Consider the following 13,515-nt stretch of genomic DNA (forward strand, 5'->3'; position numbering starts at 1 on the left):
GAAGGAGGATACGTATGAAACAAATTCCCAAATATATGGAAATTTATTTAGATGTTAAACGGAAAATCATGGATGATGGGTATCAGGTTGGCACCAAATTACCGACTGGTGACCAATTAGCAGAAGAATATGGAACAAGCAAATTAACTGTAAAAAAGGGGATTGATTTATTAGTATCGGAAGGTGTTTTGCGGACGCGTAGCGGATTTGGTACAGAAGTTTTGCGTAAACCAATTGATAATTCAAAAGTTTTTGGTCCAAACGAAGGTTTACTGAGCACGATGGGGGAAGAACATGTGGACTCTGAGATCCATACTTTTTCGATTGAACTTCCTTCAAATGAGGTGGCAGAAATGCTACAAATCAGCGAGAAAGATTACATTTACAATATTATCCGGAGTCGATTCATAGACCACCAACCTTATTCAATTGAACAAACATTTATGCCACTGGCTATTATACCTGGGCTGGAACCTAAGCATTTGAAAAAATCAGTTTATGCTTATATCACAGACGAATTAAATCTGGAAATAAAGTCCTCTCATTTGTGGATCAAGGGAGATGTGGCTAATGAGTTTGATGCAAAAATCCTAAATATCGATCCTGGTGAATTTATGATTGAAGTAGATAAAGTTGTCTCGTTGTCCTCAGGAGTACCGTTTGAATATTCTTTATCTAGACATATTTACAAGGACTTTGTTTTTGAAGCAATCTTTGTTGAAAAATAAAAATCGCATATTCAACTAAAATAAACAGCAAGTTAAGTCTATTTCTTGCTGTTTATTTTTTATTTTTGCAAAAGTATATATTTTTTAAAAAAGATATTTACTTTACTTAGAAGACGAGTTATTATCTAGAGGAAGGCAATCGCTTACAAACAAAGGGGGAGAGTTTTATGGGTAAAAGTAAAAAAGAGGTCATCCTTGAAAAATTTGGGATAATCGCAACAAGATTAGGAAATCAGATTCACTTACGAACACTGCGAGACGCATTTGCAACGTTCATGCCGTTTATGATGTTAGCTGGGTTTGTTACTTTGATTAACTATGTCATATTGGAGCCAACAGGTTTTTTAGGTCACTTTATTCGGCCCGAAACTTTATCAACGATTCAAGAAATCGGAATTTCAATTAGCAACGGTACACTGAGTATTACAACGTTATTAGTTGTAGCAGCAGTCTCTTATCATATGTGTGTTAGCCGCAATTATCAAAATTCAATCGCTGCAGTGCTAGTTGCTATTTCTACTTTCATTGTTCTCACACCAATGGTTATGATGTTTACTCCAGAAAATAGTCAAAAAGCAATAGAAGTGAATGGCGTGATTCCGATTGCTTACACCGGAGCTTCAGGCATGTTTGTCGGTATTTTTGTCGGCCTTGCAGCCACCGAATTATTTATCAAATTATCTAAAAATGAAAAACTTCAGATCAATTTATCTGGCAATATTCCGCCAGCTGTTCTGAAATCATTTAATGTCTTGATTCCGATTATGTTGACCATTACCATATTCGCAATTGGTTCATTTACTATCAATCAGTTATTCCATATGGATGTCAATACATTGATCACAACGATTATTACAAAACCTTTGAGCAAAATCACTACTGGGCTACCAGGATTCTTATTGTTAACATCCATTGCAAATTTATTTTTTGGTTTTGGCATTCATCAGGCTGTCATTTCTGGTTCATTACTCGATCCTTTTTTGATTCAAAATATGCAAGAAAACATGGCTGCCTACGCTAATAAAGAAGAGATTCCTCACATCATCAACATGGCTTTCAAAGATACGTTTGCTGTAATGGGCGGCTCTGGTAATACGATTGCCTTACTTATTGCGATTTTTATTTTTAGTCGTCGTAAAGACTACAAAGACTTTGCTAAATTATCTGTTACACCCGCTATTTTCAATATCAGCGAGCCGATTATTTTTGGGTTACCCATTGTGTTTAATATTAGCTTGATTATTCCATTCGTTTTAGCACCAATATTTTCACTAACTGTTGCTTATTTTGCAACAGCAGTTGGATTGATCAATCACGTCGTTGTCCAAATTCCTTGGACGACACCGCCAATCATTTCTGGGTTCTTAGCGACTGGTGGGGATTGGCGTGCTGCAGTTCTTCAAATTCTGATTATTGCTGCCAGTGTGTTCATCTACTTACCGTTTTTACGTATTGACGAAAAAGTTACGTCGAATATGACAAAATAACTTTCAAATAGCTTAAAAAAAGCGAACAGCCAATTGTTCGCTTTTTGTTTGCTTAAACAAAAAATTTCTTTTCACTTCTGACAAAAGAAAAAATATGTTATGCTAGATAAGTAAAAAATAATAGAATCTACTCACAAAGGGGAGCCTTTCGAGGCTGAGAATGAGTTTACTCTAAACCCTCCGTACCTGTTTCGGTCATACGAACGTAGGAATTGTGACGAGTGGAAGTGTAGCTAACACTTCTCCTTTGTGAATTGTGATGATTCTAAAGGAGGAGTTTTTTTATGCATTCAGAAACAAAAGTGTGGATTGAAGGGACGATTATTGCAGCATTAGCGATGGTGCTTTCACTGATTCCACTCGATATTGGAAGCAGTTTTACCTTATCAATTGGACAAATTCCAATAACTATTTATGCTTTACGTAGAGGCTTTAAAGCAGGATTAGGTGCTGGGTTGATTTGGGGATTATTACACTTTTTAATGGGGAAAGTTCAATTTTTGAGTGTCCCACAAGTTTTAATTGAGTATCCAATCGCATTTACCTTTGCTGGGTTTGCTGGAGTGTTTGCCTTGTCCTTACATCGCGCAATGGTGAATGGGGAAACATCCAAAATTTATGGGATCCTAATTGTCTCATCGGTGGTTGGAACCTTCACTCGCTTTTTCTGGCATTTTGTTGCTGGTGGTATTTTTTGGGGGGATTATGCACCGGAAGGGATGAATCCTTGGATATTTTCATTTGTTATGAATGGCGCGAGTGGTTTAGCCACTGCAATTGTCGTCGCAATTGTGGTCGTTATCTGTTATCGAGTAGCACCAAAGCTATTTGATCCACAAAAATAAAACAAAAAAACTCTTAAAAGACTTTTTGTTATCGAAGTCTTTTAAGAGTTTTTTTGTTTATGCCAGCGATTTCTTTGCTAGCTGCGAAGGAGAAAGACCATAATATTTTTTGAAGAGTTTACTAAAATGATACGCATCTTGATAACCTACAGCTTGAGAAATTTCTCTGATTGTTAATTGTTCGTTTGCTAGTAGTTCCTTAGCATGTTTCAGTCGAACTTGGATAAGATAATTGATAGGGCTCATACCCGTAGACTCTTTAAAAACTTTTGATAAATATGTGGGGCTAACATACAACGTGTCAGCTAATTGCTCTAAAGTAATTTCTTGCGTGTGATGATTTTCCAAATAATAAATCGCATGGTTGACTAAATATTGTTTTCGTTTGGCATTTTTTGAAAGTGCCAAAGTGACCGTATTATCTTGCGTTTTTTCTAGACTTCTTAAAATGAGTACTAACATCTCAATGATTAACGCTTTGACCATTAATTGAAATTCTGGTTGTTCTTCACCATATTCTTTGACGAGGCGCCACGCTTTGTCGAGAAACTCCCATTGATATTCTCCAAGATTAAGAATTGCATTTTTTGTTGGTAAGTGATTTCTCTTTAGTCCGTCTAATGAAATATTCGTTAACCCAATATGAAGTTGATGAGAATAGGTTCCTTGTTTTTGTTCTTCCCCGTGATGGGTTCCAGGATTAAAGAGCATAATTTGACCAGCATTTAATTGAAATTCTTGTCCTTCGATTGTATAGTTCGCTTGCCCCTCTAACACGATACTGATTTCTAGAAAATCATGGGTATGGCTGTCACTTTTGTTTCCTTGTTCGTTCCAAGGATCAAAAGCATAAATAATTTCTGGGTTAAATATTTGGGCATTTGTATAACTCATGAATGAAAACCCTTTCTTTTAGATTTGATAATATTGTACATCAAAACAAGTAAGAATAACCATTTTCTTTCGAATTTATTAAGGATAAGCTAATACTTGATTGAGAAAAGGCTTTCGTATAGGAGGGAAAATAAAATGAGCAATTATCAATGGATTTGGCAGTATGTAAAGAAATATGCAAATAAAGGATTTCTGGCAATTATTTTTTTAATAATCAATGCGCTTTTAATTGTAGTCAACCCATTAGTGGCTGGTGAGATTGTAGATAAAGTAATTGAAAAAGGGGAAGCAAATTTATTAATTCCGTTATTAGCATTGATGATTGGTATCACGATTTTTCGAACAATCATTCGTTATACTTATCAGATTTTATTTGAACGAATTGGTCAGAACAGTTTGTTCGAGCTACGGCAAGAAATGTATCAAAAATTACAAGAACTTGATTTTGATTTCTTCAATCACACTCGAGTTGGCGACATCATGGCTAGAATGACAGGGGATACAGATGCTATTCGTCATTTTGTTTCGTGGGTAGTCTATAACATCATTGAATGTATTTTATGGTTCAGTATTGCTGTCATCGTAATGGCAACAATTAATTGGCAATTGATGCTGGCACTGGTTGCAGTCACCCCAATCATTTTCTTACTTACTCAAAAGATGTCGAAGCAAGCGCGACCAATCTTTTTTGAGATTCGAGAAAGTTTTTCTCGTCTGAACTCAATGGTTGAAGAGAATATTGGTGGCAATCGTGTCGTCAAAGCATTTGCTAGGGAAGATTTTGAAATTCAAAAATTTGTGGAGCACAACGAAGATTACAAAGCACAGAACATGAAATCAGCTGAAGTTTCTATGAAATATCTCCCTTGGTTAGATGGATTAGCTGGAAGCTTGAATGTGATTACGCTGATTTTAGGCGGGTTATTTGTTATACAAGGAAAGATGACTTTAGGTGACTTGATTGCTTTTAATGGTTTTTTATGGATGCTGAATCAACCGATGAGAATGAGCGGCTGGTTGATTAACGATGTTCAACGTTTTTCGGCAGCTTGTATCAAAATTCGGCAAATGTTAGGAACTAAACCACAAATTCCTGTATTGACTCACAATGAAGTAAAAAAAATCAAAGGTCATGTTGAATTTAGAGATGTTTCATTTCACTTTTCTGATGATCCTACTACGTTAGTTTTGAAACACATCTCATTCAAGATTAGCCCAGGGCAAACAATTGGCATCTTAGGAGAAACTGGTTCAGGAAAAACAACGCTAGTTAATTTAGTTGGTCGTTTCTATGATCCAACTTCAGGTGAAGTTTTGATTGATGGAAAAAATGCAAAAGAATATCCTGTTCGTCAGTTACGTGAAAATATCTCGATGGTTATGCAAGATGTCTTTTTATTTTCCAATACGATTGAAGACAATATTGCTTTTGGCAATCCATTAGCAAATGAAACATACGTCCAACAAATGGCACAGATTGCTGATGCACATGAATTTATCTCACGGATGCCGGAAGGGTATGAAACGATTGTGGGTGAACGTGGTGTTGGACTTTCTGGTGGACAAAAACAGCGAATATCGTTAGCAAGAGCTTTAACAAAAGATCCCTCTATTCTTATTTTAGATGATACGACTTCAGCAGTTGATATGGAAACCGAATTTAAAATTCAACGAGAGTTAACACAGTTAACAACTGAAAAGACAACATTTATTATTGCTCATCGTATTTCTTCCGTTCGTGAAGCTGATTTGATTCTGATGATGGAAAAAGGACAAGTGATTGAGCAAGGAACGCACAAAGAATTGCTGCAACAAAAAGGACGTTACTACGAAGTTTACCAAAAACAATTAGGCATTCAAGAGAAGGAGGGGAACTAATGGCACGCAATAAATTTGATGTAGATGAAACCTTGGAACAAGAATTCAACTGGTCACATTACCGTCGCTTGGCCATTTATGTGAAACCCTATAAAAAAGCAATTTTTAAGGCTTTGTTCGTTATCATCCTTGCCAATACTGCAGGGATGTTGGGACCTTACTTTACCAAAATTGCTATTGATGATGTGATCCCAAAAGAAAATACGACACTACTGATTCAGATAAGTGTGATTTTCTTGCTCTCTCTGTTTATCATTGGATGGTGTATGCGTTATCGAATTTATGCAATTACCGAGATTGGGCAAGATATTTTGAAAGATATGCGTTATTCAATCTTTGAACATTTACAACATTTACCATTTTCCTATTTCGACAACCGACCTCACGGGAAAATTTTGATTCGTGTCGTTAATTACATCAACACGTTGAGTGACCTGCTAAGTAATGGGTTGATTAATCTGATTTCAGACATTTTTAATGTATTGATCACACTGATATTCATGCTTTTTATTGATGTTAAATTAACGTTGTATAGTTTGATTTTACTACCAATTTTATTTGTGATTGTTATGGTCATCAAGACAAAACAACGTAAAGCATATCAAGTGTTGAGTAATAAGCAATCCAATTTAAATGCTTACATTCATGAAAGTATTTCTGGTATCAAAATCACACAATCTTTTGCTCGTGAACAGGAAAATTATGAAATTTTCAATGAGGTCAGTGACGAATATCGTTCTTCATGGATGAAAGCTGTCAAAGTCCAGTTCATGCTGTGGCCGGGAGTTCAAAACATCGCCGTAATGACAACTTGTTTGATTTATTTTGTAGGTATTCGCCAAATAGGGGTTAATGTTACAACAGGAACATTGATTGCTTTTATCGGTTACATCAATAATTTTTGGAACCCAGTAATCAATATTGGAAACTTTTATAATTCACTGATTACGGCAACAGCTTACTTGGAACGAATTTTTGAAACGATGGATGAAGTACCTGATATCCAAGATGAACCAAATGCACAGATTTTGCCACCGATTAAAGGGGACGTTCACTTCGATCATGTCACATTCCGTTATGAAGAGGGCAAGAATATCTTAAATGATGTCAGCTTCCATATTAATGCCGGTGAGAGCATTGCGTTGGTTGGCCCAACAGGGGCGGGGAAAACAACGATTATTAATCTTTTGAGTCGTTTTTATGATGTGAATGAAGGCAGTGTCAAAGTGGATGGTTACGACGTTCGGTCAGTCACACTGGCTTCATTACGAACACAAATGGGCGTTATGTTACAAGACACATTTGTTTTTTCTGGGACAATTATTGATAATATTCGTTATGGAAAGTTAGATGCGACGAAAGAAGAAATAATCGCAGCTGCTAAAATCGTTCGAGCGCATGACTTTATCAAAGAGCTAAAAGATGGATACGATACTGTCGTCGAAGAAAGAGGTAGCACACTTTCTGCGGGACAACGACAACTAATTTCTTTTGCCAGAGCATTGTTGGCGGATCCAAAAATTTTGATTTTGGACGAAGCGACTTCAAGTATCGACACCAAAACAGAAGAATTACTACAAGAAGGCTTGCAACAATTATTGAAAGGACGCACTTCCTTTATTATCGCTCATCGACTATCGACGATTAAAAATAGTTCTCAAATTTTTTATGTTGCAGGTGGAAAAATAGCCGAAGCAGGGACGCATGACGACTTGATGAAAAAACAAGGTCTTTATCACCATTTATATCAATCACAATATGATTTACTTCAAACAAATTGATGATAAAAAAACAGCAAGGAAGCTACGAGCTATCTCGTATACACCTTGCTGTTTTTTTATAAAATGAACGATAGCCCTCTCTGTTAAGAGAAGGCTATCTAACTAATCAATATTTATTATTCTAAAGTTGATGGTGACTATTACTAACAATTAATTTTTCTCATTTAAACGATGTATTCCCTAACCTCTAATACATCCTTGTAACTCCAAGGTTACGCCAGTGCTGATTAAATTTCATCAAACAAATTAATAATTCGCGATAAAAATATTTTTCGTGTTAAAAATAATAATAGCAGGTTGGGACTTTAAAAGCAAGAAATCCAGCTCTCAATTAAAGAAAACTAAATAAATAGACAAACCAAAAAAGCACCTACTGTATTTATCCAGTAGGTGCTTTTAATGACTAGAACTGCAATCATTCATATGAGGTATCTCTCCTATAGGGATTTTTTCAATTCTTGTACAGCTTGTTCAATCGTCACACCTGTAGCCACATGATTTGCGTTGTCTTTATCAAAAACGATAAACAAATTCAAATCAGTATTTAAAGTAACACGATATTGTAAGTTTTTGTTATAGAATGTCATAATTCATTCTCCTTTCTTAAATCTGAACGAAAGGCAACTAATACGTTGATAACGAAATTCCACAAGTAATATAACATAAAAAATAAAAAACTGCTAGTAAAGAATTTTTTAAGATCACTTGGCGAGTTTTCTTTTTTCAATTTTGCTTGCGTCAAGAAACCAATAATCATGATAATCGCCAATTAAAGCAGTGAAAGGAATAGGTGTTTTTTCTTGATCCAGTAATCTTTCTTCTAAATAATTTTTTAAGATCCACGGATCTTCGATTGCGACTGGTTGCAATCGCAAAATAGCGTCGATTTTTTTTGAAGTGGTTCTTAGCTCATCAGCAATTTCTTGCGTCGACAAACCTAGTAAAGCAAAGTTTTCTTGAAATTCATTAAGTGTATTTATTTGTTGTTGCTTGGTTAAAGACATCTGATCATCTCCTTGATAATAGTAAAAATGATAGTCCTAATGAACGGCAAACGCAAGTAAAACCTGTGATTAAATGTGATTCACTATTGGAAAGCTTTGCAATATGCAGTAAAGTAAAATTAGCGAGGAAATAAGTAAGAAAAGAATAAAAATTAAGAGGTGAACAATGAAATTAGTAGTGGAAAACATAACGAAAAATTTTGATGAAAAAGTAATTTTTGATGACGCTAGCTTTACCTTTGAAAAAGGGAAAATCTACGGTTTGCTTGGACGAAATGGTTCTGGGAAAACAACCTTGTTCAATTGTATTTCGAAAAATCTATTACTCGATAATGGTACGATTGGCCTTGAAAAAAATGGCATGCTCAACACGGATTATGATAACACAGAGATTGGTTTTGTTTATACAATGCCACATTTACCAGCATTTATGACAGCGTATGAGTTTGTAAAGTTTTTTATTGACATCAACCAAGATCGGATTCAAGAAATCAAAAGACCAGAAACTTATCTGGATTCCGTTGGGATCGAACGGCAAGACCAACACCGTTTGTTAAAAGATTTTTCTCACGGCATGCAAAATAAAGTACAGCTTTTGGTTTCACTTATGGTTCAGCCACCTGTCTTATTACTAGATGAACCATTAACCTCTTTTGATGTTGTTGCGGCCCACGAGATGAAAGAGTTGATTCTAAAGATGAAAGCAAACTCAGTTATTATTTTTTCCACTCATATTTTACAATTAGCACAAGACCTTTGTGACGAAATCGTGTTACTGCATCACAAAAAATTGATTGGTATCGAATCCGTTAAGATCCATGATCAAGATTTTGAAGAAGAAATCATTGACCTATTATCGGATAAAGAAGAACGGTCTACTTTTACAAAGGAAGAGGCATAAGCTATGAATCGGATATCTGATTATTTGCGTGACTACTGGCAATTAGAGCAAGTTTCAGTCACTAAAAAAGTCAATGGTTTTGTCTTTTATTTACGAAAGATACCTATTATCGGGAAATTCATACCGACTAGTTTCTATCAAAGCTATGAGTTGAAACAGATTTTAACTGTTATTGGTTTGATAATGGAAAATATTCGTAGTATTCTTGCAAAGTTTTTGTGGTTAGCATTTTATTATGGAGCGGCTATATTATTGAACGGAGAAAGTTTGTCTTCTGGTAAAGCTTTTACTAACCAAACCGGCAAGCTTGGCTTATTTTTGTGGTTAATGATAGTGGTCGTTTTATTTAACTTTTATGATGGTTTCGTTATTTCAGGAGAAAAGCGGATTGTTGAATTTATTGAGCAGTTCCAGCGTCCTAAGCTGAGGATCATTCGTGGATATAAATTAACCGATAGCTTTATTCATGGATTAAGATATCTTCCTGCTGCCATTATTTATGGTTTTGTTATTGGAGAGCCAATTAAAGTAACATGTTTCATTTTGTTAACGTATATTGGTTCTCGTTGTTTTTATCTTTACCTAGGTAGAATGATTTTCACTTGGCACTTATCAAAACGTCAGCGGTTGATTTTGGGTAGTGTAGTGACTGTTGCTGTTATTAGTAGCGCAGTGATTCTTGTTTGGAAAGAATTAGCAGTGGTTCTGTTAACTGTTTTCCTTTCTTGGATTGGAATTACGATAGCCATCATTTTTCTTATCTGCAGTTGCTATGCTTTATTGCACTTTAAAAAGGAAATGGACTACGTCTTTTATTGGAGTGAGATGACTACTTTGTCAAATGTTGCTAGTCAAGAACTTGCTTCTGGTAAAAGTTATCTTAGTGACGGATTAGCAATGCAGAAAAAATTAGTGATGAACCAAGAGGAACGATTTGCTCATTTAGATGGTAACCAATATCTGAACGCATTATTATTTAGTCGATATCGTAAAATACTGAACAATGCTTTTCGATTACGTGTGTATACGATAGCAGCTTCATTAATTGTCGTCGTTATTCTTAGCTTCTTTGATGTTAGGAAAGTTTTGACTGAAGAAGATATGACAAGAACGTTAAGTCTGCTGTTTTTTATCATGTATGTCATGAGTTTTGGAAAGAAAGTCGTCCAAATGGTCTTTGTTAACTGTGACGTAGCAATGCTTTATTATCCATTTTATCGTGAAGCAGGAACAATCATTCGTGGATTTAATTACCGTTTCAAACAGACTTTTTTCTACAATGGCTTATTATCAGTCGGAATTTTCAGTGTGTATCTTCTGTTATCTGTACTTAACGGATTCTTTTTATCTTGGACTTTTTTTGGTGTTTTAGCTTTGCTGTTACTTGCATTATCTGCATTATTTTCATTCCATGAGTTATTTGTCTATTATCTGATTCAACCATTCACTAGTGAGATGGAAGTGGTCAGTCCACTATATAAAATTATTGCCATAATATTTTACTGGATAGCTTATGGGAATCTACAATTAAAAGTATCAGGATTCTTTTATGCGATTATCGTGTCGATAGCTTGCTTACTATATGTTGGAATTGGCTTCTTAGTCATTTATAATAAAGCACCTAAAACGTTCAGAATTAAAGATTAATTCCAAATAAATATAAATTTATGAGCAAAGAGGTTGCTTTTGGTTAGTACGCATGGTATAGTAAACAAGTAATTTATTTTGAAACGTAATTTGAGCTGTATGGCACATTATACAAAACTCCTTTTGCTTATCAACAATTAATTGCAACAAAAAACGTACTTGATACGTAATTAGGAGGAACTATAATATGAATAACGGTACAGTAAAATGGTTTAACGCAGACAAAGGTTTTGGATTTATCACTGGTGAAGATGGAAATGACTTATTTGCACATTTCTCAGCTATCCAAGGCGAAGGTTTCAAAACTTTAGAAGAAGGTCAATCTGTGACTTTTGATATCGAAGAAGGTCAACGTGGACCTCAAGCAACTAACATTGTAAAAGCTTAATTATTACATTGACTGTTAACCGTCTCATTTGAGACGGTTTTTTTTGTCTTCGCTTTGACTGGATGGTTTTCTCAATCTACTAAAAAGTAAGGCATTGCAACGTATTATTTATGGTAACATTTCTTTTATTGAACAAACGATAATTTTCATCACTAATTGCGCTTTTTTTATAATAACCTATGTTTTTTTGTTATAATAGATGTGGCTCAAAATAGTTAGCTACAATTGAAAGCAATTTGAATAAAACGGTTGTAGTTCGGGAAATAGGGGGAGAACATTTTGGGAATACCTAGTTTCATCATTTTGGCTATGATCGTTGGACAGTTAGCAAGTATGTTATTTGTCTTAGGCTATTTAAATGATGAATTAACAAATAAAAAATATCTATTGTTTTGTGTTGGAATCATGATAATTTGTATACCTACATATATGACATTTGATGTGGTTTCTACTGGAATGTCCTGGTTGTATATGTGCGCTACTTTGCTATATTTCAAACGGGGCTATTATTGGTCTTTCTTTTCGTCATCTTTATCTATTTTATTGTATATTTTTGCTGATAATTTGTTTGCTACTGGGCTTTATGCATTTGGAATTGATTCTGATACACAAGTGAACCAGATTCTTCGTTTGGTAATCAATACGCTAATTTACTTTTCATTAGCTTGGGTCTTCAAAAAATTTATTATCAAAAAATATTTGAGTAATGATCTCATCTTGAAAGTTAGTACAACCATCGTAACATTGACGTTTATGATGTACTTTTCTCTAATCGTAATTGATCGCTACCCCTCATTAAATGAGTACTTTGGACATGCAAATGCATTTTTTATTGTTTTGTACGGGATATTATCTGCATTGATTTGTTTTTCAATCATTTTCATCAAGCAGGCTGAATATGAGGCACGAGAGCAGAGAAACCGAATGAATTATTTGATTGACTATAGTGAACAAATCGAAAAAAATTATTCAGAACTTAGAAAGTTTAAACATGATTATAAAAATATCCTGATTTCCTTAGAAGATTATATCGAAAATGATGATGTGGCTGGTTTAAAAAACTATTTCTATTCTAGTATCAAAGGAACTGGGACGATCTTTGATCAAGAAATCTTGAAAATGGCATCCGTTAGTCATTTAGAAATTCGTGAAATCAAAAGTATTATTATCAGCAAATTGTATAGTGCATATGAACAAGGAATTCACGTCAATATCCATGTGCCAAAAACAATTGATAAGGTTTCAGTTCCATCGCTGATTTTAGTTCGAATGCTGGGGATTATTTTAGATAATGCGATTGAAGAATCACAAAATGTTGACGACCCCGAAATTGAATTAACAGCAACCATTCATAATCAGGCTTGTTTGTTTATCATTAGCAATCGCTGTCGAAAGGAAATCCCTAAACTACATGTCTTGAAACAAGCGAACTTTTCTACCAAAGCAGAAAATCGTGGAATTGGTTTAACAAACTTAGATGAACTGGTTCAATCCCAACCAAATGTGTATTTAGAGACAAAAATTGAAAACAATCAGTTCATTCAAATCATTACAATTTTCACTGACCCAATGTAAAACATTAAAAAAGTGCGCACTTTTTCTTAAAAATGGAGCACTTTTGATTGTTTAAGGTCTATATCACTTTTCTTATTATAATTTTTATAGCTAGTAACAAATTATATTGTTGCTACTTTGATTATTAGACTAGGGGTGGAGAAAGATGATGAAAAAATTTTCAAGTGTGAAGTTTCAAATGTTAAGTATGGTATCTGCAGTTGCATTGGTTGCATATGAAGTAGCTACTACAAGTGGTATCTGTTTGCTAATGACTTACGAACCAAAAATGCCTGAAGCTTTGAAAAATGAATTAGAAAAATAATTATCTTTAAGAGCTTTTTCCTATTGAAGTGAAGAGCTTTTGTTTGTAATTGTTTTATCGACATAGCATTGTCAGTCGACAGT

General features: G+C 34.6%; 13 protein-coding genes and 1 riboswitch. Of the genes, 10 read left to right on the forward strand and 3 right to left on the reverse strand.

What is annotated here, in order from left to right; genetic code table 11:
- The first annotated feature begins 14 nt into the window (after positions 1 to 14).
- The 3 genes from AC4BC3_RS06130 to thiT all read left to right on the forward strand — a co-directional run bounded on the left by AC4BC3_RS06130 (position 15) and on the right by thiT (position 3,060).
- On the forward strand, positions 15 to 728 hold the full coding sequence (locus AC4BC3_RS06130) for a GntR family transcriptional regulator (protein WP_206909615.1): 714 nt from the start codon (positions 15 to 17) through the stop codon (positions 726 to 728).
- A gap of 167 nt (positions 729 to 895) precedes the next feature.
- A complete protein-coding gene (locus tag AC4BC3_RS06135) occupies positions 896 to 2,215 on the forward strand; it encodes a PTS sugar transporter subunit IIC (protein WP_490467250.1) in 1,320 nt (439 codons plus the stop codon).
- 127 nt (positions 2,216 to 2,342) lie between these two features.
- A riboswitch (TPP riboswitch) is annotated at positions 2,343 to 2,444 on the forward strand.
- Positions 2,445 to 2,499: 55 nt separating this feature from the next.
- The gene (thiT, locus tag AC4BC3_RS06140; protein ID WP_206909617.1) at positions 2,500 to 3,060 is read left to right on the forward strand and encodes an energy-coupled thiamine transporter ThiT; all 561 of its coding nucleotides are present in this window, start codon (positions 2,500 to 2,502) and stop codon (positions 3,058 to 3,060) included.
- A 57-nt stretch (positions 3,061 to 3,117) separates the two neighbouring features.
- On the opposite strand, the gene AC4BC3_RS06145 is transcribed toward thiT, so the two are convergent.
- Positions 3,118 to 3,954: an AraC family transcriptional regulator gene (locus tag AC4BC3_RS06145; protein WP_206909618.1), complete on the reverse strand. Its 837-nt coding sequence runs from the start codon at positions 3,952 to 3,954 to the stop codon at positions 3,118 to 3,120.
- Positions 3,955 to 4,089: 135 nt separating this feature from the next.
- Between AC4BC3_RS06145 and AC4BC3_RS06150 the strand changes: the two genes are divergently transcribed.
- Together AC4BC3_RS06150 and AC4BC3_RS06155 are read left to right on the forward strand one after the other, a co-directional pair.
- Positions 4,090 to 5,832: an ABC transporter ATP-binding protein gene (locus tag AC4BC3_RS06150; protein WP_206909621.1), complete on the forward strand. Its 1,743-nt coding sequence runs from the start codon at positions 4,090 to 4,092 to the stop codon at positions 5,830 to 5,832.
- Positions 5,832 to 7,613 carry an ABC transporter ATP-binding protein gene (locus AC4BC3_RS06155; protein WP_490467251.1) on the forward strand — a complete coding sequence of 594 codons (1,782 nt, stop codon included), beginning with the start codon at positions 5,832 to 5,834 and terminating at the stop codon, positions 7,611 to 7,613. The genes AC4BC3_RS06150 and AC4BC3_RS06155 overlap by 1 nt, the downstream gene beginning before the upstream one ends.
- 437 nt (positions 7,614 to 8,050) lie before the next feature.
- On the opposite strand, the gene AC4BC3_RS06160 is transcribed toward AC4BC3_RS06155, so the two are convergent.
- Both AC4BC3_RS06160 and AC4BC3_RS06165 read right to left on the reverse strand, forming a co-directional pair.
- The gene (locus AC4BC3_RS06160; RefSeq protein ID WP_169819312.1) at positions 8,051 to 8,200 is read right to left on the reverse strand and encodes a hypothetical protein; all 150 of its coding nucleotides are present in this window, start codon (positions 8,198 to 8,200) and stop codon (positions 8,051 to 8,053) included.
- A 114-nt stretch (positions 8,201 to 8,314) separates the two neighbouring features.
- Positions 8,315 to 8,617 carry a DUF2316 family protein gene (locus tag AC4BC3_RS06165; RefSeq protein ID WP_490467252.1) on the reverse strand — a complete coding sequence of 101 codons (303 nt, stop codon included), beginning with the start codon at positions 8,615 to 8,617 and terminating at the stop codon, positions 8,315 to 8,317.
- A 166-nt stretch (positions 8,618 to 8,783) separates the two neighbouring features.
- On the opposite strand from AC4BC3_RS06165, the gene AC4BC3_RS06170 reads away from it, so the two are divergent.
- The 5 genes from AC4BC3_RS06170 (at position 8,784) to AC4BC3_RS06190 (ending at position 13,432) form a co-directional block, all read left to right on the forward strand.
- The gene (locus AC4BC3_RS06170; protein WP_490467253.1) at positions 8,784 to 9,518 is read left to right on the forward strand and encodes an ABC transporter ATP-binding protein; all 735 of its coding nucleotides are present in this window, start codon (positions 8,784 to 8,786) and stop codon (positions 9,516 to 9,518) included.
- Between the two features lie 3 nt (positions 9,519 to 9,521).
- Positions 9,522 to 11,165: a hypothetical protein gene (locus AC4BC3_RS06175; RefSeq protein WP_490467254.1), complete on the forward strand. Its 1,644-nt coding sequence runs from the start codon at positions 9,522 to 9,524 to the stop codon at positions 11,163 to 11,165.
- Positions 11,166 to 11,352: 187 nt separating this feature from the next.
- On the forward strand, positions 11,353 to 11,553 hold the full coding sequence (locus tag AC4BC3_RS06180) for a cold-shock protein (RefSeq protein ID WP_067481945.1): 201 nt from the start codon (positions 11,353 to 11,355) through the stop codon (positions 11,551 to 11,553).
- A gap of 279 nt (positions 11,554 to 11,832) precedes the next feature.
- Complete coding sequence (locus AC4BC3_RS06185; protein WP_206909632.1) at positions 11,833 to 13,128, forward strand: sensor histidine kinase; 1,296 nt, start codon at positions 11,833 to 11,835, stop codon at positions 13,126 to 13,128.
- 145 nt (positions 13,129 to 13,273) lie between these two features.
- Positions 13,274 to 13,432, forward strand: a complete 159-nt coding sequence (locus tag AC4BC3_RS06190; RefSeq protein WP_206909633.1) for an AgrD family cyclic lactone autoinducer peptide — start codon at positions 13,274 to 13,276, stop codon at positions 13,430 to 13,432.
- Positions 13,433 to 13,515 lie beyond the last annotated feature (83 nt).

This window comes from Enterococcus sp. AAFC-DPL-6103, from assembly GCF_058216595.1.